The organism is Alistipes sp. An116, assembly GCF_002161005.1.
GTDB classification, from domain to species: Bacteria; Bacteroidota; Bacteroidia; order Bacteroidales; family Rikenellaceae; genus Alistipes; species Alistipes megaguti.
Window position 1 is genome coordinate 1 of the sequence record NZ_NFLR01000028.1, and the last position, 21,846, is coordinate 21,846.

General features: G+C 56.2%; 23 protein-coding genes and 1 tRNA gene. 5 read left to right on the forward strand and 19 right to left on the reverse strand.

What is annotated here, in order from left to right; genetic code table 11:
* Positions 1-18: 18 nt before the first annotated feature.
* The 7 genes from B5E60_RS12595 to B5E60_RS12625 all read right to left on the reverse strand — a co-directional run bounded on the left by B5E60_RS12595 (position 19) and on the right by B5E60_RS12625 (position 7,764).
* Positions 19-95: transfer RNA gene (locus B5E60_RS12595), tRNA-Asp, on the reverse strand.
* Between the two features lie 274 nt (positions 96-369).
* A complete protein-coding gene (locus B5E60_RS12600) occupies positions 370-1,905 on the reverse strand; it encodes a bifunctional GNAT family N-acetyltransferase/carbon-nitrogen hydrolase family protein (protein WP_087312166.1) in 1,536 nt (511 codons plus the stop codon).
* Between the two features lie 203 nt (positions 1,906-2,108).
* Positions 2,109-3,218 carry a sulfotransferase family protein gene (locus tag B5E60_RS12605; RefSeq protein WP_087312206.1) on the reverse strand — a complete coding sequence of 370 codons (1,110 nt, stop codon included), beginning with the start codon at positions 3,216-3,218 and terminating at the stop codon, positions 2,109-2,111.
* Between the two features lie 7 nt (positions 3,219-3,225).
* Complete coding sequence (gene cysN, locus B5E60_RS12610; RefSeq protein WP_087312168.1) at positions 3,226-4,659, reverse strand: sulfate adenylyltransferase subunit CysN; 1,434 nt, start codon at positions 4,657-4,659, stop codon at positions 3,226-3,228.
* A 12-nt stretch (positions 4,660-4,671) separates the two neighbouring features.
* Positions 4,672-5,580 carry a sulfate adenylyltransferase subunit CysD gene (gene cysD / locus B5E60_RS12615; RefSeq protein WP_087312170.1) on the reverse strand — a complete coding sequence of 303 codons (909 nt, stop codon included), beginning with the start codon at positions 5,578-5,580 and terminating at the stop codon, positions 4,672-4,674.
* 1 nt (position 5,581) lies between these two features.
* Positions 5,582-6,196, reverse strand: coding sequence for an adenylyl-sulfate kinase (gene cysC / locus B5E60_RS12620; protein WP_087312172.1), 615 nt, complete (start codon positions 6,194-6,196; stop codon positions 5,582-5,584).
* 11 nt (positions 6,197-6,207) lie between these two features.
* Entirely contained in the window at positions 6,208-7,764 is a 1,557-nt protein-coding gene (locus B5E60_RS12625; protein WP_239403343.1) for an SLC13 family permease, read from the reverse strand.
* A gap of 405 nt (positions 7,765-8,169) precedes the next feature.
* Here B5E60_RS12625 and B5E60_RS13830 point away from each other — a divergent pair, with 405 nt between their 5' ends.
* Both B5E60_RS13830 and B5E60_RS12630 read left to right on the forward strand, forming a co-directional pair.
* Positions 8,170-8,511: a hypothetical protein gene (locus tag B5E60_RS13830; protein WP_143260764.1), complete on the forward strand. Its 342-nt coding sequence runs from the start codon at positions 8,170-8,172 to the stop codon at positions 8,509-8,511.
* Positions 8,512-8,689: 178 nt separating this feature from the next.
* Positions 8,690-9,949: a glycoside hydrolase 5 family protein gene (locus B5E60_RS12630; RefSeq protein ID WP_087312210.1), complete on the forward strand. Its 1,260-nt coding sequence runs from the start codon at positions 8,690-8,692 to the stop codon at positions 9,947-9,949.
* Positions 9,950-9,990: 41 nt separating this feature from the next.
* Here B5E60_RS12630 and B5E60_RS12635 read toward each other — a convergent pair whose 3' ends face one another.
* The 5 genes from B5E60_RS12635 to B5E60_RS12655 form a co-directional block, all read right to left on the reverse strand.
* Positions 9,991-10,467 carry a nucleoside hydrolase gene (locus B5E60_RS12635; RefSeq protein ID WP_087312174.1) on the reverse strand — a complete coding sequence of 159 codons (477 nt, stop codon included), beginning with the start codon at positions 10,465-10,467 and terminating at the stop codon, positions 9,991-9,993.
* Positions 10,468-11,061: 594 nt separating this feature from the next.
* Positions 11,062-11,613: a GNAT family N-acetyltransferase gene (locus B5E60_RS12640; RefSeq protein WP_239403345.1), complete on the reverse strand. Its 552-nt coding sequence runs from the start codon at positions 11,611-11,613 to the stop codon at positions 11,062-11,064.
* 772 nt (positions 11,614-12,385) lie between these two features.
* On the reverse strand, positions 12,386-13,201 hold the full coding sequence (locus B5E60_RS12645) for an SDR family oxidoreductase (protein ID WP_087312176.1): 816 nt from the start codon (positions 13,199-13,201) through the stop codon (positions 12,386-12,388).
* Positions 13,202-13,205: 4 nt separating this feature from the next.
* Positions 13,206-13,838, reverse strand: a complete 633-nt coding sequence (locus B5E60_RS12650; protein ID WP_239403346.1) for a flavodoxin — start codon at positions 13,836-13,838, stop codon at positions 13,206-13,208.
* The gene (locus tag B5E60_RS12655) at positions 13,835-14,893 is read right to left on the reverse strand and encodes an alpha/beta hydrolase (protein ID WP_087312180.1); all 1,059 of its coding nucleotides are present in this window, start codon (positions 14,891-14,893) and stop codon (positions 13,835-13,837) included. Before B5E60_RS12655 ends, B5E60_RS12650 begins: the two co-directional genes overlap by 4 nt.
* 173 nt (positions 14,894-15,066) lie before the next feature.
* Here B5E60_RS12655 and B5E60_RS12660 point away from each other — a divergent pair, with 173 nt between their 5' ends.
* Positions 15,067-15,972: a helix-turn-helix domain-containing protein gene (locus B5E60_RS12660; protein WP_087312182.1), complete on the forward strand. Its 906-nt coding sequence runs from the start codon at positions 15,067-15,069 to the stop codon at positions 15,970-15,972.
* A 126-nt stretch (positions 15,973-16,098) separates the two neighbouring features.
* Here the strand turns inward: B5E60_RS12660 and B5E60_RS12665 are convergent, their stop codons facing one another.
* Genes B5E60_RS12665 through B5E60_RS14365 form a run of 3 tightly spaced genes read right to left on the reverse strand, consistent with a single transcriptional unit; the run spans position 16,099 to position 16,700 of the window.
* On the reverse strand, positions 16,099-16,410 hold the full coding sequence (locus B5E60_RS12665; protein ID WP_087312184.1) for a helix-turn-helix domain-containing protein: 312 nt from the start codon (positions 16,408-16,410) through the stop codon (positions 16,099-16,101).
* A gap of 2 nt (positions 16,411-16,412) precedes the next feature.
* A complete protein-coding gene (locus B5E60_RS12670; RefSeq protein WP_087312186.1) occupies positions 16,413-16,577 on the reverse strand; it encodes a helix-turn-helix domain-containing protein in 165 nt (54 codons plus the stop codon).
* Entirely contained in the window at positions 16,578-16,700 is a 123-nt protein-coding gene (locus B5E60_RS14365; RefSeq protein ID WP_262481288.1) for a hypothetical protein, read from the reverse strand.
* Positions 16,701-17,459: 759 nt separating this feature from the next.
* On the opposite strand from B5E60_RS14365, the gene B5E60_RS12680 reads away from it, so the two are divergent.
* Both B5E60_RS12680 and B5E60_RS12685 read left to right on the forward strand, forming a co-directional pair.
* Positions 17,460-18,683 (forward strand): site-specific integrase, encoded by a 1,224-nt coding sequence (locus B5E60_RS12680; RefSeq protein ID WP_087312214.1) that lies wholly within the window; start codon positions 17,460-17,462, stop codon positions 18,681-18,683.
* Positions 18,684-18,706: 23 nt separating this feature from the next.
* Positions 18,707-20,032, forward strand: a complete 1,326-nt coding sequence (locus tag B5E60_RS12685; protein WP_087312190.1) for a site-specific integrase — start codon at positions 18,707-18,709, stop codon at positions 20,030-20,032.
* A gap of 24 nt (positions 20,033-20,056) precedes the next feature.
* Here B5E60_RS12685 and B5E60_RS12690 read toward each other — a convergent pair whose 3' ends face one another.
* The 4 genes from B5E60_RS12690 to B5E60_RS12705 form a co-directional block, all read right to left on the reverse strand.
* Complete coding sequence (locus B5E60_RS12690) at positions 20,057-20,368, reverse strand: helix-turn-helix domain-containing protein (protein WP_087312192.1); 312 nt, start codon at positions 20,366-20,368, stop codon at positions 20,057-20,059.
* Positions 20,365-20,658: a helix-turn-helix domain-containing protein gene (locus B5E60_RS12695; protein ID WP_087312194.1), complete on the reverse strand. Its 294-nt coding sequence runs from the start codon at positions 20,656-20,658 to the stop codon at positions 20,365-20,367. Before B5E60_RS12695 ends, B5E60_RS12690 begins: the two co-directional genes overlap by 4 nt.
* Before the next feature lie 12 nt (positions 20,659-20,670).
* Complete coding sequence (locus B5E60_RS12700) at positions 20,671-20,994, reverse strand: helix-turn-helix domain-containing protein (RefSeq protein WP_055172802.1); 324 nt, start codon at positions 20,992-20,994, stop codon at positions 20,671-20,673.
* Positions 20,995-21,199: 205 nt separating this feature from the next.
* Positions 21,200-21,616: a hypothetical protein gene (locus tag B5E60_RS12705; protein ID WP_087312196.1), complete on the reverse strand. Its 417-nt coding sequence runs from the start codon at positions 21,614-21,616 to the stop codon at positions 21,200-21,202.
* Between the last annotated feature and the right edge of the window lie 230 nt (positions 21,617-21,846).

Consider the following 21,846-nt stretch of genomic DNA (forward strand, 5'->3'; position numbering starts at 1 on the left):
CTTGATTTACACCCTTTCTGGCGGTGCGTAGGGGACTCGAACCCCTGACCCCGTGCGTGACAGGCACGTATTCTAACCAGCTGAACTAACGCACCCCTTTCGGTATTGCGAGTGCAAAGATAACGCTATTTTCCGATTCCACAAACTTTTTCCCCATATTTTTCCGCCTTTTTTCAGATTCGTCCGACGAGGAGATCCTGCCCCCGAAAGCTGCATGGTGGATAACATTCTACCAACCAGTGTTTTCACATCTCCAGAGTGGCCTCCGCAAAAAAACAAGCCCCGCGGCTCTTCGTCGCGGAGGCTTATATCAGTCGTAGGGTAGAACAGCGGCTCCAGCGCTCAACCATCGATGCAGCACGCTCCCGGCTACCGATTCCGCACGCGCAATTCGTACAGATCGTGACGGCGGTCCTTCAGATTGCGGACACTGCCGTAGGTGTGCAGCTCGTTCAGCAGATCGAGGTCCACATCCGAAATAAGGATCATCTCCGTATTGGGTGTCGCCTCGGCCCGGCGGCCGTCCGTCGGAAAGGCAAAGTCACACGGCGTGAAGACCCCCGACTGCGCATACTGGATGTCCATGTTGTGGACCCGCGGCAGGTTGCCCACACTGCCCGCAATGGCCACAAAGCACTCGTTTTCGATGGCGCGCGCCTGGGCGCAGACCCGAACCCGCGAATAGGCATTCTGCGTATCGGTGAGGAACGGCACGAAGAGAATCTGCATTCCCTCGTCGGCCATGATGCGCGACAGCTCCGGGAACTCCACGTCGTAGCAGATCAGCACGCCGATCCGCGCACAGTCGGTCTCGAAGGTCCGGATCGCCTTGCCGCCGCTCAGACCCCAGCACTTCATCTCGTCGGGCGTCACGTGCAGCTTCTCATACATCTCGTACGAACCGTCGCGCCGGCAGAGAAATCCGACGTTGTAGAGCAGTCCGTCCTCGCGGATATAGGGCATGCTGCCCGTAATGATGTTGATGTTGTACTTGATGGCCAGCCCCACGAACCGCTCGCGGATATCGTCCGTATAGCCGGCCAGTCCGCGGATGGCCTGCGACTCGCCGTCGTTGTTGAAGCGAGCCATGAGCGGGGCGTTGAAATACTCGGGGAAGAGGACGAAGTCGCTCTGGTAGCGGCTCACCGAGTCGACGAAGAACTCCACCTGTTCGAACAGGTCGTCCAGGGTCGTATAGGTACGCATCTGCCACTGGACCAGCCCCACACGCACCGTGGTCTTCGGCTGCACGTACTCTTCGGTGGGGGCCTGATAGTAGATGTTGTCCCACTGCAACAGGCAGGCGAAGTGGCGCGACTCCTCGTCGTTGGGCAGGTAATTGCGCATCACCTTGCGCACGTGGAAGTCGTTCGACAACTGGAACAGCAGCACCGGATCGTAGATCTCACGCTTGCGAACCTTGTCGATATACTCCTTCGGACGCATCCGGTCGGCATACTTGTGGTAGTTGGGCAGGCGACCGCCGAACATGATCGCCTTCAGGTTGAGCTTCTCGCACAGCTCCTTGCGGTATTCATACATGCGGCGGCCGAGGCGCAGTCCGCGGTAGTCGGGGTGGATGAAGACCTCGATGCCGTAGAGGATGTTGCCCTTGCGCGTATGGGTATCGAAGGTCTCGTTGCCGGTCACCTGGGCGTAGGTGTGGTCGCCCTTCACCAGGTCGTAATTCACGATGATCGAGAGGGCGCAACCCACGATCTTGTCATCCACCACCACCACGATCTGCCCCTCGGGGAAGATGCGGATCAGTTTGTCGATCTGGGCAGGGGTCCAGAATACGTCGCTCCCGTCGGCATAGACCCGTGTGAAAGAGGAGGCCAGCTGGTCATAGTCCTGCCGCTGAAGGTTGCGGATCTCCACCTTGTTGATTTTCGAAATATCCATCTTTTTGGCTCTTTTGGGCTCTGTTACGGCCACAAAGATACCGATTTTCCCGACAGATTGTTCCCTGCGGTGCGCCGGCAGGAATAAAAAATCGAACCCGTCCTCAAAGGTCGGATCCGATTGTGTGGAATCAAGCCGGGGGCCCAATCAGAGCAAGGGAAGGGTCCCAATCAGGAACAGCGGATGGGGCCGACCCGAAGAGGTTAGAGCTGATAATCCCACTCGCGAAGGGCATCGCCCCAGTGACTCTCGACCCGTTCGATCGTCCGCGAGTCGAATTCGTAGCGCTTCTTGCGGTAACCGCGCAAGGTGGCCAGATAACGCTCCATGGCGGGCCGGACCTGTTGGAAATCACCCAGCGAGAGCCGGTCGTAGATCAGTTCGACGATCTCAAGCGGCGACTCCTGCAGATCCTCGAAGCGCACCTCGAAGAGCTGTCCTTCGGGGATCGTCCCCCGCGCCGACTCGTAGCTCTCGTACAGCGCCCGGTAGTTGAGCAGGATTTCGCGGTCGAGCGCCTCGTCCGTAATGCGCTGCATTCCCACGGCATTGATCGTCTGGCGGAAGAAGTTGTGCGTCGATTCGTAGACCACGTAGGGGTTGCGGACCAGATAGATGAACCGCGCCTGCGGATAGCGTTCGAGCAGCATCGCCACACGACCCGTATGGGGCGGATTCTTGCTCAGGAACTGCCGCCGGCCAGAGACCTGCAGTGCGATACGCATCACCCTGTCCTCGGCCGCAAGGAACTCCTCGCGCTCCCGGTCGGTCGCCCGTTCGAAGGTCAGAAAGCGTTCGCGGTATTCGGCCATGCGGTGGGGGAACATCCAGAAATGGTAATGCGAGCAGGGGGTCATGTTGCTCAGCGCGAACTCCTCCTCCTGCGGGAGCTCCACCCCGAGACGCATCGAATCGGTCGGGCGCGACGAGGGCATCACCGCCGCCATGCAACGCTCGAAGAAGGGGCGCCCCCACAGCATCAGATGCGGAAAGACCGTCTGGTAGGTCGTGCAGCAGCCGAAATGGTCGTCGCACGAAAGCAGGTTGTGCGCGTAGGTCGTGCCGCTGCGCCAATGACCGATGATAAAGACCGGCGGTTCGAGATCCGTCCGCTCGGGCAGCCGATCGTAGCGGCGTTCATTGAGCAGGTAGAAGGGGTCGAGCATGCCCCGCACCAGACGCGTCAGCCGGTACTTGCCGCGGCACGACGGGTCGATCTCCGCCCCGCGCGTCACCTCGCGGAAGGTTCTCCGGTCGGCGCCCACCAGCGTATTGACCGGCAGCGTATCGAAATTCAGTCGGAAAAGGCTCATCGTCACACTATTTTCGGGTACATTCCACCTCGATGCCGGTCTGGCGGCGCAAGGCCCGGCAGAATTCGGCAATCGCCTCGTCGTGTTCCGGAGCAATGCCGCACACCGCAAGGTCGATGACGATGCGGTCGGAATCCCCGGCCGACGTCTCCTCGTCCGGCGCCACGATCATGCCGACGGCCGAGGTGAAGTTCGTCACCGGGTCGATCAGGATGAAGGCCCCCGTCTGGCGGTTCTCGCGGTAACCGTCGTAGATCAGCGGCGAGTCCGTAACGAGCGACACCAGCGCGATCTCGTTGAGTTTCATGCCGTCAGCCTCGACCTGCTCGCCGACGTTGATCTCCACACGGTGGTGGATCGTCCCGACATGGGCCCGCGTCGTGCGGGTCGTATGCTTCAGGTAGAAGGCCTTCGAACGGTCCAGCGGCTCCTCGTCCATCCAAACCATCATGGCCCGGAAGCGGTGGCCGACGTGGGGAAGATCATCCGGATGGACGAGCATCTCGCCGCGCGAAAGGTCGATCTCGTTCTCCAAAGTCAGCGTCACCGACTGCGGGGCAAAGGCCTCCTCCAGATCACCGTCGTAGGTGACGATGCGCGCAATACGCGACGTATGGCCCGACGGCAGCGCCACGACCCGGTCGCCGCGCCGCACGATGCCCGAGGCGATCTTACCGCTGTAGCCGCGGAAATCGGCGTCGGGACGCAGCACATACTGGACCGGAAAACGGAAATCGTGCATGTTGATGTCCAGGTCGATCTCGACCGTCTCCAGAAAGTTCAGCAGCGACGGACCCTTGTACCAGGGCGTGCGCGGACTCGGGTCGACGACGTTGTCGCCCTCGAGCGCCGAAAGCGGGATGCATTGCAGATCCGGAATGTCGAGTCCCTGCGACGAAAGCCACGTCTTGTATTCGTCGACAATCTCGCGGAAACGCGCCTCGGAGTAGTCCACCAGATCCATCTTGTTGACCGCCAAAACAATATGCCGGATGCCGAGCAGCCAGACCAGATAACTGTGACGGCGTGTCTGGGTAATGACGCCCGTGCGGGCATCGACCAGAATGATGGCCAGATTGGCCGTCGATCCGCCGGTGATCATGTTGCGCGTATACTGCTCGTGACCCGGCGTGTCGGCGATGATGAACTTGCGGCGGTTGGTGGCGAAGTAGCGGTAGGCCACGTCGATGGTGATGCCCTGTTCGCGCTCGGCCTTCAGTCCGTCGCACAGCAGGGCGTAGTCGATATGGTCGCCGGCGTTGCCGCACCGCTTGCTGTCCCGCTCAAGGGCGTCGAGCTGGTCCTCGTAGAGCCGCTTGCTGTCGTACAACAGCCGCCCAATGAGCGTCGACTTGCCGTCGTCGACCGACCCGGCCGTCAAAAAACGCAACAGGTCCTTGCGTTCGTCCTGTGCCAGAAATTCCTCTATGCTGAGTGCCATGTTCGTCTCTCTTTAAAAGTATCCTTCGCGTTTCTTCTGCTCCATGCTCCCCTCCTGGTCGAAGTCGATCACCCGCGTCGTGCGCTCGGAGCGGGTCGTGGTCATCATCTCCTCGATGATCTTCTCGATCGTGTCGGCCTCGCTCTCGATGGCCCCCGTCAGCGGGTAGCACCCCAGCGTGCGGAAGCGAACCTTGCGCATCTCGGCCCTGCGCCGCAACTCCTCGGGCATGCGGTCGTCGTCAACCATGATCAGGTTGCCGTTCACCTCGACCACCGGACGCTCCTTGGCAAAGTAGAGCGGTACGATCGGAATCCGCTCCTGGCGGATGTACTGCCACACGTCGAGCTCCGTCCAGTTCGACAGCGGAAAGACCCGGATGCTCTCCCCCTCGTGGACCCGCGTGTTGTAGATGTCCCACAACTCGGGACGCTGGTTCTTCGGGTCCCACTGCTGGAACTCGTTGCGGAACGAGAAGATCCGCTCCTTGGCCCGGCTCTTCTCCTCGTCGCGCCGCGCTCCGCCGAACGCCGCATCAAAGCCGTACTTCTTCAGCGCCATGAGCAGCGCCTGCGTCTTCATCAGATCGGTATGTACGCGGCTGCCGTGCGTAAAGGGCCCTACACCCGCCTCGTAAGCCTTTCTGTTGTACTCGACAATCAGATTCCAGTTGTATTTCTTCGCATAGGCGTCGCGGAACTCGATCATCTCGCGGAATTTCCATTTCGAATCAATGTGCATCAACGGGAAGGGAACCTTGCCCGGATAGAAGGCCTTCTCGGCCAGACGCACCATCACCGACGAATCCTTGCCGATGGAGTAGAGCATCACCGGATTGCGGAATTCGGCCGCCACCTCCCGGATGATGTGTATGGCTTCGGCTTCGAGCGTCTTCAGATGGCTCAGCTGATACTCTTTCATCTTATTGTTGTTCTGTGTCCTTTTTCAGTTCAATTGCCGGCAGCAGCCGCTCCAGGAGCCGGTCGACACACTCGTCAACCGACCGTCCCGACGTATCGAGCCGCAGCGCCGGAGCGTCGGGCTCCTCGAACGGCGCCGAGATGCCCGTAAAGTCGCGGATCTCACCCCGTCGGGCCTTGGCGTAGAGCCCCTTCACGTCGCGCCGCTCGCACTCGGCAAGGGGCGTCGAGACGTAGACCTCCAGAAAGTCCCGCTCGCCGACAATCCCGGCGGCCATCTGCCGCAGCTCCCGCGTCGGGCTCACGAAGCAGGCCAGCACCACAACGCCCGTATCGACGAAGAGCCGGCACACTTCGGCCACGCGGCGGATGTTCTCGCGGCGGTCGGCCTCCGAGAAACCCAGTCCGGCGTTGATGCCGCAGCGGACGTTGTCGCCGTCGAGGATCCGGCACAGGATGCCCCGGGCCGAGAGGGCCCGTTCAAGGGCGATGGCCAGGGTACTCTTCCCCGAGCCCGAGAGCCCCGTAAACCAGACGACCGCACCGCGGTGGCCGAGCTGTCGCTCCTTCTCCGCGCGGGACTCCATACGGTCGAATATCGGATGAATGTTTTCCATGTTCTTCGGTTTCAGATCAGCGGTTCGAAGGGCCAGAACAGCGGGATCAGGACCATCGAGACCACAAAGGCTATGAGATTCAACGGCAGACCGATACGCACGAAATCGCGGAAGCGGTAGTTGCCGATTCCCTGCACGATCATGTTCGTCTGGTAGCCGATCGGCGAGGAGAAGCTGCACGAGGCCGCAATGCAGATCGCCACGAAAAAGGGCATCGGATCCACCCCGAGGTGGGCGGACGCCGACAGCGCCACGGGAAAGGCAAAGGCTGCCGCCGCATTGTTGGTGATGAATTCGGTGATGAGATTGGTCGTGATGTAGAGCACGGCCAGCACGGCCCACGGCGATGCCGCAGACGACAGTTGCGACAACCCCGAGGCGATCCAGTCGGCCAGCCCCGAGTTGACCATCGCCCGACTGATAGCCAGCGCCGAGGCGATCGTCACCAGAATATCCCACGAGATGAATTTCGTGTATTTCTTGGCCGGGAAGATCCCGAAGCAGGCCATCAGCACCGCCACCACGCAGACCCAGAAGAACATGTCAAGCCGCATGCCCGGTACGAGATCCGCCATGAAGGGCATGCTGCCGAAAGTGGCCCCGGCGATCATCACCACGAGCAGCGCAAGCGCCAGCCACTTCTTCCACCGCGGACAGGCCGGGCGGTGTTCCGAGCCGTTGCTCAGCATCAGGAAGACCCGCGAATCGCCCCAGCGGTCGATGAACGTTCCGTCGGTCTCGAGCACCAGCGTGTCTCCCGCCCGGAAGATGACCGATTCGGGCGGCAGCTCCTCACCGCCCCGTCGCACGGAGCGGATCCCGGCCCCGTAATGGCTGCGGAAATCAAATTCGGCAAAGGTGCGGTTGATCCCCGGGAAGCGGGGCCCGAGCACCGCCTCCACCTCACGTCCCGACTCCTCCGTTCGGGGCTGCTCCTCGAGCGTCGAATCGTCCGGAAGACGCCGGTTGCCCAGCAGAATCATATAAAGAAGGCCCACAACGGCAATACAGCCTCCCACCTTGCCCAGCTCGAACATCGAAAACCCCGCAAACCCCTCATCGAGCATCATGCCGTGGACCACCAGGTTGGTCGACGTGCCGATGAGCGTGCACATGCCGCCCAGAATGGCCGCATACGACAGCGGAATGAGAAACTTGCGCACGGCAAGTCCCGTTCTGCGGGCCCACTGCTTGATGATCGGGATGAAGACCACCACCACGGGCGTATTGTTCAGAAAGGCCGACACGGCGACAATCGTCGGCAGAATGCGCAGGTAGCCCTTGCGCACGGTCATGTCACGCCGTACGGGCAGCAGCCACTTGACCAGATGCCCCAGCGCATCGCTGCGCCGGACCCCTTCGCTGACCAGAAACAGCAGCGCAACGGTGATCATCCCCTCGTTGCCGAATCCCGCGAGGGCTTCGTGCGGCGTGAGAATGCCCGTGCACATGAAGAGCACCACGCCGGAAAACAGCACGAAGCCCGGTCGCAACCAGTCGGCGATCAGCATCCCCATCATCAGGCAAAGCCCCGCAAGGACGATCCATATTTCGATATTTGCGTCCATAATTCTCCAAAGTTACCATTTTTTCCGCAGGTTGCCAAACCTCCCGTCCGCCCCTGTTCAGCCGTCAAAGGCAGGCCTGAACCGGCCGATCCGGGTGCTTGCGGGGACGGTCGAACCAACGGATTTTCCGACGACCGATCCGGAATCCGGGACATGCCGTTCATGGCAGCACGTTTGACGGCGTATCGGCCGAAAAGCCGCACAACAACACAACACACTAATAAACAGAACGATGCATAACCCAACAAATCAACCGGCCGGTAGTTCGGATCGTAAGGTTGATCCTCGTGCCCGCGTATCGGTTGCCAGTCACGAATCCGGACCGGGACAAATGCCCGATCTCGGGACATTCCTCCCGGATGAAGGTTTCACGCACAACCGGCGGGGTTGGCGGTTATACGCTTTTTGAACAATATTCGAACGTTTTCAAACAGAAAAAAAGCGTCGGGGAGCATCGGCCCAACCAAACAAACCGTTCATAACCCCCATTTTTCACCCCGCTCCCGCAAAAAACAGCTTCTGAATTTTATCCGTCACCGCGAACGGAAGAAAAAACTCCTGCTCGCCGTCCCGCTCGTGGCGCTGATCTTCTTCCTGCTGCAGGGATTCGCCGACATCAACAGCTCGCCGGTCTCCTCCGTCAGGTTACATAATCCGGCACGGGATTTCGGTGCAGTCTCCACCGACACGCAAACCTTAATACCCAACTTGCGCTGCGGATCCTCCAACCCCTTGGCATCGTTGTAGGCGTCGACATCCTCCTGCGTACCTACCGAAGGGTGACCGTAACACTGGATTTCGGCCCATGACGTGTTTTTTATGACATTTTGCCCCGTCCGGCCTCAACGTTTGACTGAAAATGCGTACCTTTATCCGAGCAAAACAGTCTGAACCCGTGAAACACCTTCTCCTCCCCGGTCTCTGGATGTGTCTCGCCGCAAGCCTCAACTCCGGCTGCGGCTCCGCTCCGGAAAACAAGCCCTTCTCCCGTGCCGAAAACGGCCGGATCCTCATCAACGGCAAACCCTGCTACTTCCTGGGTGCGAACCTCTGGTACGCCCCGATCCTCGCCTCGACGGGCGAAGGCGGCGACCGCACACGGCTCGCACGCGAACTCGACTCGCTGGCCGCCTGCGGCATCACAAACCTGCGCGTGCTCGTCGGGGCCGAAGGCGATGCGGGCGTCACCGCCAAAATCGAACCCATTCTCCAGTATGCCCCCGGGCAATACGACGACCGTCTGCTCGACGGACTCGACTATCTGCTCGCCCAACTCGGACAGCGCGGCATGCAGGCCGTACTCTATCTGAACAACTCGTGGGAGTGGTCGGGCGGTTACTCCCAGTATCTGGCCTGGAGCGGCGAAGGAAAGGCCCCCATTCCCTGCGTCGACGGTTACGAAACCTATACGGACTACGTCTCGCGGTTTATCCCCAACATGCGGGCCCGCGAACTCTTCGAAAACCACGTGCGCTTCATCGTCGGCCGCACGAACCGTTACACCGGTCTGAAATACACCGAGGACCCCGCCATCTTCTCGTGGCAGATCTGCAACGAACCGCGACCCTTCGGAACCGCCAACCACGAAGCCTTCGCCGAGTGGATCGCCCAAACGGCCCGGCTGATCCGTTCGCTCGACCCCAACCACATGATCTCGACCGGCTCGGAGGGCTTCTACGGCTGCGAAAGCAACCTGGAACTCGCCGAACGGATCCATGCCATCCCCGAAATCGCCTACGTCAACCTCCACATCTGGCCCAGCAACTGGCGCTGGGTCGATCGCAACGCGCTGGCCGAAGGGTTGGAAAACGCCAAAGAGATGACCCGAAAATACATCGACATGCATCTGGAGATCGGCCGGCGGCTGAACAAGCCGGTCATCATCGAGGAGTTCGGATTCCCGCGCGACAGCTTCCAGTTCGCAAGGAACACGCCGACCACCCTGCGCGACGCCTACTACACGGAGATCCTCGACCGGCTCGTCGAGTCGAAACGCAGCGGCGGGGTATTGGCCGGAGCCAATTTCTGGGCATGGGGCGGCGAGGCCCGGCCCGAACACCTCTACTGGGAGCGCGGCGACGACTACTGCGGTGATCCGGCCCAGGAACAGCAGGGTTTGTACTCGGTCTTCAACAATGACTCGACCGTCGGACTGATCCGCCGCACCAACCAACTGCTCGAATAGCCGCCTGGTTGTTCAGAGATGATAGATAATCTCGTTATTTTTCAATCGGTATCCCGTTGGATTCTGCATTGAAAAACAGGGGGGGGGAGTGTCCGCTCAACCAGATTCTCGATATGCGAGACAATACGCTCTCGATCATCAGACCGAATGCTCAATATCCGGACCCGGCCATGTTCGGTCGCCTTAAACAGGATGTGTCCCGCATCATCCACCGTCACACATCCTCGCGGCGACAAGCAAAACCGCTCGAATAGAGTGCGGGCCGAAAGCACATCGTAACGGATATTGAATTCACGGGCCCGGGGATTGACAAAATTGCCGCCCATCATCGACAGCAGTCGAACCTTGCGGGCTACCAACTCCTCTCCGGAAAGGTTGCTCACCGAATCGGGCGCAGATTCCAGCAACATCCGCAGATTGGTTGCAAAACCTACGGATATGACGACTACGCTGCTATCCGGCTGTGAGGCAAGAATCTCCCGATAAGCGGCAATCGGATTCGTCCGGCTTCCCGGTATTTGTAGTGCATGTCGAGAGCCAGCGCATCATCTACATCATGGCATTGTAAAGAACCGAGGGGTCACATTCGCACGAGTCGGATCTACCCGGTCGGGAATGCGGACTTCGGCAAAACGCAGCAGATTCTCCCGACTCATCCAGGCTTCGACCTTCGAACCGCCCCAAGCGCAGGTGATCATGCCGACAGGCACCTTCAAACGCTGATGAAGCATTCGCCCGAAAAGAAATCCTACGGCACTGAACGTCTCGGCAGATTGCGGAACTGAAACAGCCCATTCGCTCGGCAATCCTGCAGCAGAACAAGACTGTAATCCCGTTTTATGCGAAAAAGACGCAACTGGGGATAGTCCGAATCGAGAATCTCATCCACGGTATCAGCCGTTACCGTTTGGCGGGTAATGTAACTGATGCAAATTCTTTAGGACTGATTACATTATACGATTCTCTCCATTTCGCCTCTTTCCACCCGATAGCGACCAGCCCGGACTTGGCGGCGACGGATGCAAGACCGTCCCCGTGGGACGCTCCGTACAGCCTTGCAGCCGATACTGGCAAGTCGGATCTTTGCGGACGGGTGGAAAGGGATGGCTGTGTCAGTCTTTGAAATGCTTTCGCATCACAAAATTGGTCAGTTCCAACCGATTTGCCCGGCGTTTCTGAACCTTCACTACTTCGTACCCTCTCTTCTCGAAGAAAGGACGAGCCGTCAGGCTCACCTCGGAGGTGATTTCCGCGACTCCGTATTCCCGAGCTCTCTTTTCCACGACCGACAGCAGCAGACTCCCGACGCCGACCCGCTGATAATCCTTGTGCACAAACAGCGAGTGCAGATAGCCTTCGGCATTCATCGACGAGAAGCCGATAATCTCGTCCCGTTCGTTCAGCGCAGCTACGTAGTCATTGCGAGCCAAAAGATCTTTCATATGCTCTACGCTATCCCCACACGAAGCCCAGTCCTCCACCTCTTCGCGGGTGTAGTCTCGCGCATTTACATGAAGAACGGTCTCCCGAAACAAGATTTGCAGGTCGGGAATATCCTCCTCCGTGAGTTTCCTCAGTTTATATTGAGGACTTGGCGGCCCAATCTTTTGGCAAGCATTCTTGTCCATAGAAAAGCGGCAATAATTCTCGGATTTCTCTTTCATACGCTCGTCGGGTTATTGCCCTATAAAGATAGGCTTTTAATTCCAGTTGGCGCACACAGTCATCCGACAAAATTTCATTACCGGCTCGAGCTGCGTGATTTCTTCTTCGGGGTGATAAAGCGTCGTGGCCCGGCGAGCGGCGGATGGTTCGGTGTGCGACCCTCGGGAGCAGACCGGGCGGGGCTGCCCCGCAGGGCGAGGTGGTTCGAAGTGGCAGCCAAAAACCCGATGCGGGGTTTTTGTGCCACGAGAACACAACCTCGCTCCCTTCGGTTTTCGGACCCGGGAATCGGCAGCACATTCGACGCCAGAAGTCGAACGGTGCGGAATCCCGGGGTCGCAAGGTCGTCAGCACGAAGGCGCTCCCGTACCGGCAAACGGCATGAGGTTCATGTCGCGGCAAGAATGGGGAGCGTGCAGCTTTTGGCCCGAACGGATCGGGGCATGCTGTCGTCCAACCGGAGACGGCGGGCAACCGATGGGAGGTGGTCGGCTCTTCAGTGGGGAGCCGAGGAAGGGATGAATGGCGTTGTCATGGTCGGTGTTTTTTGCGTCGTTGTGAGGATAACGACACCCATCGCAGGTTTGTTTCACCACGGGGCGCGATTGCGCGATCTTGCTGGTAATTGCACACTCAAAGCAAAGGGCACCGCAGGGGCTCTTTTAGATTCGGTCCACACAGTTGATACCGGAAATGGCCCTGCGCTTCAGACAAAAACAACCGGGCCTTCCGCAGAAAGTCCGGTTTGATGGGAGGGAACCCGTGTCGGGATTATGCTCCGTAGAAATAGGAGGCCGTAGCGCCACCATCGACCAGAAAGTCACTCCCGGTGATGAACGAACCCCGGGGCCCCATCAACAACTCCGCGACGTTGGCCACCTCGTCGGCCGTACCGGGGCGGCCAGCCGGACATCGGGCAAACATCTCCTTGTAGAAGTCGCCGCGCGGACCGTTGAACTCGTCCAGCGCCAGCGGTGTGACGATGATGCCCGGCGAGATGGAGTTGATGCGGGCGCCTCGCCGGCCCCATTTGACCGCCTCGGCCATCACGCGCTTGACATTGCAGCGCTTGGCCAGCTGGTAGGCGTGCAGCGTATCGCGGATGTTGCGGGGCTGCAAAATCTCCAGCACAAGCAGCTCTTCGGTCGGAGTCGTGGCCAGCAGCCGGTCGGCCTCTTCGCCGAGTGCCGGCAGGCGGTGTCCCGACTGGCTGGAGACGGTTACGCCGACCCCGCCGCGGCTGATGACCCGTCCGACCTCCTCCAGCAGCACCGCCGTGCCGTAGAGGTCGACCCGAAGGATTGTTTCGACGGAGGCCTGACTCGGGGAAACCCCCGCCGCATTGACCAGCATCGAGATTTCGCCGCAGCTCCGGGCCGTGTCGATCAACGCGAGGATCGAATCCCGAGAGGAGAGATCCATCTCGACCGGGATGGCATCGAATCCGGCCCGGTTCATCGTTTCAGCAATCGATGCGGCGTGCTGCGGGCTCTTGTCGCCGATGACGATCTTCATGCCGGCGCCCATGCGGCGGGCGATTGCCATACCGATCTGTCCGGCACCGGTCAGTATCATCACTTGTTTCATATCCTCAATATTTCAACTGTTTCAACCACTCCAGCACCTGCTTCCGGGCCTTCTCCCGCTCGTTCTGCGCCGCGGAGCCTCGCACGGCCAGCCCGTTCAGCACCGAAGCGCCCCGACAAGCCTCCCGCAGCCGGTTCTCCGTATCGGAAAGACCGCTCCCTTCGTGCGTGCAGAAGGGAATGACGACCTTGCCCTGCCAGTCGTGCTGCTCCAGAAACGTGTAGACGCACATCGGCAGATCGCCCCACCAGTTGGGATACCCGAGGAAAATGACGTCATACTCCTCCTCCGCAATATCTCCGACGAGTGCCGGACGGGCCTTTGACCGCTTTTCCCGTTGGGCCACCTCCGTGCAGGCCCGATAATCATCGGGATAAGGTGTTGCCGGCTCGATGCGGAAGAGGGTTCCGCCTGTTGCGGAGGCGATCATCTCCGCCACAATGTGAGTGTTCCCCTGTTCGATGTGGCCTACGGCGTAATTCTCCCCGGCGCGCGAGAAGAAGGCCACCAAAATCTTTTTCGTATTCATGTGTCTCTCTTTTACCAATGTGTTCTGTGCGTGTGTGAATGCCGGCAGCGATACGGCCAGCAGCAGAGCGGTCAGCGTCGCTCCGATTCGCTTCATGGAGGGTCTCATGGCAAGGTGCGTTTGAAAAAGGCCGTCAGCTTCTCGATGGCCGGGTCAACGGCACCGGGACGATCGTAAAGATCGATGTGCGAATAGCCCGGGATTGTATAGATCTCCTTGTCCGGCCCGGGCAGCGCCTGGTAGAGACGCTCGGTCTGCCACTCGGAATCGGCCCGGTCGCCGACGATCAGCAGCACGGGCTGTGTCAGCAGGTAGCTGTTTTCGATGGCCGAGAAGGCCATCTTCGTCACCTGACTGCGGCGCAGATAGCGATTGTCGGCCCGTGGGTGCCAGGCACGTGCCGTGCGGTAGTAGTCATACCCCTCGCGGAACGAGGGTGCGGTCTCCGCGGTCGGTTCGGGACACATATAGACCTTCATCAACTCCGCGCCCCGCGCTTCACGGGTCCGCTGTTCGGAGACCTCCTCCAGCAGGGCGATCTGCTCCTCGACCGTACGTCCGCGCAGCCACCCCTCGCGATTGGCAGCGCCGATATCCGCGGCACTCACTCCGGCCACGGCCCGGATGCGGCGTTCGGTCGGCGCCGTAGCGATGACATATCCGCCGCCGGCACACAGGCCGAGGGCTCCGATGCGGTGCTCATCCACGAAAGGCAGCGTCACCAGATAATCGACGGCATAGCGAATATCCTCGACCCGCTCGTACGGGGCCTCGGAATAGTGTGGCGTACCGCCGCTCTCCCCGGCATAGGCGGCATCGAAGGCCAGTGTCACAAAACCGTTTTCGGCCAACCGGAAGGCATACAATCCGGCCGACTGCTCCTTGACGCTGCCGGCGGGGTGAATGCTCAGAATAGCCGGATAGCGCTTTTGGGGGTCAAACCCTGCGGGCAGAAAGAGGTTGCCGACCAGCACGATCTGGTTGCTGCGCAGGAACGACACCTTGCGGACCAGAACGCCGCTCGTCGTATCGACGGGCGTCACGGTCCAGGCCTCTGTCTGCGGCACACCGGGAAGGTTGTCGTGCTGCGTCCGGGCTTCGACACTCCCGACAGCCGCAAGCAGGAGAGCCGCAATCAAAACTCGTTTTTTTGTCTGTTTCATGTCTGTGAATAACTGTTGGTTGGATTCCAACGGCAAAATTACGCCGCGCACGTCGTCGCGGGATTATACAAAACACGGAAAGGCTTCACATATCCACCGATCCTGCCGTAGCGAGGGTGAAAACCCGGTCGGAATTGCTAACTTTGCGAGACGAAACCTGTAAATCCGTCCCTATGGAGAAGACGCTGTTGAATATCGAGACCATCACCGAATACAACGACCTGCTCGGCGTGGAGACGCTGCATCCGCTGGTGAGCGTGATCGACCTTGCGAAGGCCCGGCCCATGCACCACATGCGGCATACGTTCAGCTTCTACGTGGTATTCCTCAAGGACGAGAAGAATTGCGACCTGATCTACGGCCGCCAGCGCTACGATTATCAGAAGGGTTCGGTCGTCTGCCTCGCCCCCGGACAGGTCATCGGCATCGAGGACACGGGCGAGGAGTTCCAACCCCGAGGCTATGCGCTCTGCTTCCACCCCGACCTGATCCGCGGCACCCACCTCGGACGCCATATCGGCGAGTACACCTTCTTCTCCTACGAGGTCAACGAGGCGCTGCACCTCTCCGAGCGTGAGCGCACGACCTTCATCAACTGCCTGACGGCTATCCGCGAGGAGCTCGGCCACGATGTCGACCGCATGAGCCGGCGGCTGCTGGTCACCCAGATCGAACTGCTGCTGGACTATTGCCTGCGCTTCTACGAGCGGCAGTTCATCACCCGACAACAGGCCAACCGCGACATTCTGACCCGTTTCGAGTCGTTGCTCAACGCCTACTTCACGGCGGACAATGCCCTGCGCAAGGGGCTGCCGACGGTGAAATACTGTGCCGGCGAGCTGTACCTGTCGCCCAACTACTTCAGTGACCTCATCAAGCGCGAAACCGGCAAAACGGCCCGGGAATACATCCAGCACAAGATCATCAGTCTGGCCCGGGAACGGCTTCTGATGCCGTCACACAGCATCAGCGAAGTCGCCTACGGACTGGGATTCCAGTATCCGCAGCACTTCACGCGGGTCTTCAAGCGAGCCACGGGCATGACGCCGAACGAGTACCGGAATCAGTCCGAGGCATAAGCGGCCCGCATCTCAAAAAATGCTGCGACAAGGTCCGCCTTGCCGCAGCATAAAAGGGTGAAACGATTTTCGTTTGTTGATTCGATACGGGATGAGTCCGACTCAGCGGTTTCGGTCCTGCCTCCATCAACGCGGAAACTCGTCAGCAGCCGGCCGAAGGTTGCGGTCAAGGACTGCCCGGATCCCCGATTCGGGATAGAGCAACAGGCGGTTGCCTAGTACCGTAAAGGGGATCTGCCGCCGGTCCCGCAGCGTCTGCAAGGTGCGCGGTGAGAGGTGCAGGCGTGTGCAGACCTCCTCGCCGGTCAGGCAGCGTTCTTCGCCGATCATCGGGCGGTGCTCCTCGGAGGCCTTCCGTAGTGTGAGTTCCACGCCGTCCAGTCGTGCGAACAAGCGCAGTACCTCGTCGCTCGCTTCGTTGAGATAATCCAGCGGCATGGCTATCGCGTTTGAACGGTTTTATGGGAGAGCCATGCGGCGAGGTCCCGGCGCCGGTAGTAGAATTTACCGCCCAGACGCGAGCTGGGAATCGCACCACGCTCCCGGCAGCTCTGCAGCGTGCGTTTGGTGATATTCAGCGCCCGGCACACCTCTTCGCTGTCCAATCACCCGTCGTCCTGCGATGGCGTCAAACGGCGTTCCAGGCGTTGGGCAAGGGCGGAGAGGTGTTCCACCCGTTCGAGGAGCCGCTGCCAACTCCGCTCCCCGATACATACGATCTTTTCCATGGTCTTCTTTTCTGTTTGGTTCAACATTCCGGCAACCCGCCTCTGTGAGTTGCACTCTGTGTGGATGGGGACGCCGAACATTCAGCGGTCCCGAATCCGAAAGGCACGGCGTTTCATCTTTTTCCCGGTTTATGAATCTTTATTCCTGCAAGCTTGCACTCGGATAACGCGCGCCGCCCCTCAAAAGTTTCGCTCACAAGGAGATGTGGCAGTGGTTGGCGTCGGTTGGCGTCGTGAGGGTGGACAAACTAAAAGAGAACGATCGAATTTCAGGTTCTGACAGGATATAAAAAAGTCTCCACGGAGTACGCGGAGACGGTAGGTTGAAAACCTTCGGCATATAGCCTTATTGTGGTAAGATGTAGAATTCTTACATCACAAATATACGGAAAACTCGCCCGATTTCGGATGGATTAAGGAAGAATAATGTAAACTATTGGTTTTTCAGGGATATATGCAGCATTATTCCACATTCGTAAAAGTGTGCTTTGAAGCCGTTTTTTGAATAGTTAAGCAGAAAAATTGCTACCTATCCGTTGCCCATTCCGGTTGCATGGAGTTGTTTGAAAATCCTTCCTGTTCCGACCGTAAAGAACGCAGTTTCATCATTTTGGCTTAACGAAGGTACTTATTTTTTTTGAGATATGAAAAATATAGGTTCTGTAAGTCAATGATGATAACTTTGTCGATGTCTGACGATATTTAACATGCCGATGATCAACTCTGTCTCCATTAATTTTGCAAACAATGGAACAGGTTATGAATCAGAAAGATGTGAAGGTTTCGTTCTACCTTAAAAAGAGCGAGGCGGATGCCAGTGGGAACTGTCCCGTGATGGCACGGCTCATTGTTGGCAAACACTCTGAAACAGCTTTCAGTGTAAAGCTGCGTGTGCCACAATCATTATGGTCATCCGGACGAGCGTGTGGGAAAAGTGTTGCGGCCAGGGAAATTAACAACAGACTGGATGAAATACGTGCAGCTGCACTTAGCATCTATACAGAACAGTCTGCAATCCGTGAGTCGGTAACAGCTGAAGATGTAAAGCATCAACTTCTGGGTATGGCTTCGGAACAGGAAACCCTGTTGAGCTATTTCAGACTTTTTATTAACAATTTCGAGAAACGTGTAGGAGTCAATCGAACGGAAAAGACTTTGAGGGCTTACCGCAATTCTTACAATCATCTGGTACGTTTTTTACAGATGCAATATAGGCTGTCAGATATCCCTTTTGCAGCATTGGACCGTTCCTTCATTGAAAAATACGACTTGTATCTACGTACGGAACGTTGTTTGGCCTCGGGAACAATAGTCAATCTTACTGTACAACTAAAAACAATTGTCGGAGAAGCTATTGCAGACGGTATAATAACAGTATTCCCGTTTGTCGGATATGAACCGGTACATCCGAAACAGGAACAGAAATATCTCACTGCTGAAGAATTAAACAGGATTATGACAACACCTCTCCATGATCAGATTCTTTATCATGTGAGAGATATGTTTTTGTTTTCCTGTTATACGGGTATTCCATACAGCGACATGCGTCTGCTGACAAATGAAAATCTTTCTCTCGCGGAAGATGGTACCTGGTGGATCAGAAGTTCTCGCAAAAAAACAGGGGTTGATTTTGAAATTCCCCTTATGGAACTGCCGTTTCATATCATTGAAAAATATCGTGATATGGCCCCTGAGGGAAAGCTTCTCCCCATGTATTCCAACAGTTCGTTGAATCGTTATTTGAAGCGTATCGCCGAAATTTGCCATATAGAGCGTAATTTGGTTTTTCATGCAGCTCGGCATACCTATGCGACAGAAATTACCCTTTCGCATGGAGTCCCGTTGGAGACGGTCAGTAAAATGTTGGGACACAGCCGTATTGAAACCACACAGCATTATGCAAAGGTGACAGATAATAAGATAGATACAGATACGAGAGCATTGAATAAAAAGATTGCCGAAAGGTTTTCTGTAGTCATTTGATAACCAGATAAAAGTACAAGATTATGAAAGGGAAAACTAACAATACAGAAATTAGGCATCGTAGCACGTTTGCAATATTATTTTACATAAACCGCACGAAAATCCGCAAGGACGGAACGTGCCAGTTGCTGTGCAAGATAAGCATAGATGCCAAGTGGGAACAGATAGGCACAAAAGTATCCGTCAACCCAGCCATATGGAATTCTGAAAATGGACGGGCTGATGGACGCAGTGTGAATGCCCTTACCGTCAACCGGGCCATAGATGATCTGACTAAAGAAATCAAAGAGCATTACAGGCGGATAAAGAACAGCCTGGGATTCATCACCGCGGAACAGGTAAAGAACGCCGTGATGGGAGTTGGACAGAAGCCGCTTACCCTCCTGGCTCTTTTCCGGGAGCATAATGAGGAGTTCAAAAAACGTATTGGAATAGACCGGATAAAAGAAACTTATGACTCTTACCTACGTTCATACAAACACCTTTCGGTTTTCGTTCAGGAAAAACGTGGCGTAGAGGATGTACTGCTACGTAGTCTTGACCGTGTATTCTACGACGACTTTGAGCTGTTTCTCAGAACAGACAGGAATTTAAGCCCGAAAAGCGTGCATGAACATCTTTACAGGCTGAAAAAGATGACCATGCGGGCCGTCAGTCAGGGAACGATACGTCGTGACCCGTACTGCCGTCTCCATCCGGAACTGCCCAAACGGAAAAGTCGCCATCTGAAGCTGGAAGACCTGAAGACACTACTTACGACACCTGTCGAGAAACCACAGCTTCAGTTTGTCAGGGACATGTTCATCTTTTCCACCTTTACTGGACTGGCCTATACGGATCTGAAAAAGTTGGCTGTCAGTGACATCACCCAGTCTGAAGACGGTTCGTGGTGGATTCATATCCACCGCCAGAAAACAGGGACACTGTCTTCCGTCCGGTTGCTGGATATTCCGTTGAAGATAATCGAAAAATACCGGGAACAGAGAAAGGATGACAAGGTTTTTAATCTGTACAGTCGTGAATATTTCATTATGCTTACCCGTCAGTTAGGTGAAGTTTACGGATTTGAACTTACATTTCATAAGGCACGTCACAATTTTGGGACGCATATAACCCTTTCATTGGGTGTTCCAATCGAAACAGTCGGTAAAATGATGGGACACATGCGGATTGAGACTACGCAGCTCTATGCCAAGGTGACTGACCGGAAAGTGGACGAGGATATGAAACGGCTGAAAGAAACTGGTATGAACCGGATTTCCGGTCTGTATGAAGAAGAGGTTATTGCCAGAAAACGGAGACGGAAATTCGGATACCAATTGTCAGACAACAAAGAAACGACCTTGTAATGAGGTCGTTTCTTTAGTTCCGTATCATACCCATCGCTGTTCTTCCCTGCATCTTTTATAAGCGTCGTCAAGAACTTTTTGTATGTCCGACTCTTTATAAAGGGCTTTTCCCTGTACAAGGTAATAAGGTATCACGCCGAGGGTACGGTATTCCTGCAGGGTACGCCTGCTGACCTTCAATACTTTCGACAGCTCCTCGTCCGTGATGAAATAATCACCGTGAAATGCCGGCTTTGGTGCCGTCTGTAGTCCATCAATCATTTGCTCCATCTTTTCCAGACTTTCGAAAATGGCATCAATCCGCGGGTCCTGCTTGTTAATAAGATCGTAACTCATGGCTTTTTTCTTTGAGGGTGATCACTTGATTCCAACAGCTTCTGCACATCCTCCGGCCTGTAGAAAATCTTGTTCTTGATTCGGGTGTAAGGCAACAGACCCTTTTCCCGGTAGACCTGAAGCGTGCGTTTGGATATGCGGAGGACCTCGCACACGTCCCGGTTGTCCATCCATTTCTTCAGGCCCGCATCTTTTGCAGGACTGCACAGGCGGGTTACTTTTTTCTCTATCTCACTGAGCCGGACAATCAACTCGTCGAAAATCCGCTTGTCTATACATATAATTTCCATACCGTCATCTGATTAGGGTTGAAGACCGAGTTCTTTCTTTATTCTTAGGGGCAGGACTTTCCCTTTCCGGTTAAGAAACTCCTGCACCTCCGAAGCCTTATAGTAGGTCCGCCCGTCAATCATGTAATAGGTAACCAGTTTCTTCTGGCGGTAACGGGCAAGGGTACGCTTTGTAACGCCAAGCAGTTCGCACATGTCCTGGTTGTCGAGCAGCTTGTCCCCTTCAAGGGCGGCCGTCTGCCGGTTCATGCGGTTCAGCCTGTCATCGATTCTGTCGAACCGTTCCATTATCTTCTGGAGCATCATCTGGAATGTCTCCCTGTCTATCTGTATCATAATGAATTCTGTTTTTAGTGTAATAATTCCGTTATTTACACCGTGTTGCGCAACAGGTTTCATTTGATATAGGCCAAAACGTGGACCAACGGAGCATATTGCTACATAATGATACGGCAAATTGCTGAAAAACAGAGAAATAAAAAATCAGCCGCGAAAAATCGAGGCTGATTGGGGTATTGCAAATGCAAGAGCGTGCAATCTGTTATTGCAATGTTTTGCAATAAATCAGGCGACAAATTCCATTTTTGAATGTTTTGGATTTTACGGTTTTCCACTCTCCACGTGGCAAATATTTTGAGACGGATTTGTGGTTCGGACGAGTGGAAGGAAATAGGAAAATAATCATTTCATCTATGAGATGATAAACAGAGAGACCACGCAAAAATTCTATGCTTTCTTCGTCATGTATCTCGGCTTGATAAAGGATGGATGGGTCTGACATGTCTTTCTCGCACATGAGATCCACAAGCGGATAACCCGGATAGAGTCGGCGAGTACATTTGTCGCGCCCGTATGAAAATCCGTCCTTGTTGTCTCTCATCCATTGCAATAATGGGTCGTCCTCTGCCGGAATGGAACCATCTAATGTCATTGCTATTAAAACCTGTAACTTGGCCATACCTTTTTTCCTCTAAATGAAAAGCGTGAAACTCACGCACTATCAGGTAGAGGCTCTGGTAAGCCCATTGTAGAATCATGCATGAGCTCACGCTATAGGATATAGCATAAGCTACACGCAATTGTCTCTACAATTTGAAATTTACCAGATTTCTACCTGAGACGTCTTGCGACTTATGTTGTAACATTCGGCAAAGCTTCAAGCACCGCCGATTTACTTTTCTTATGTTT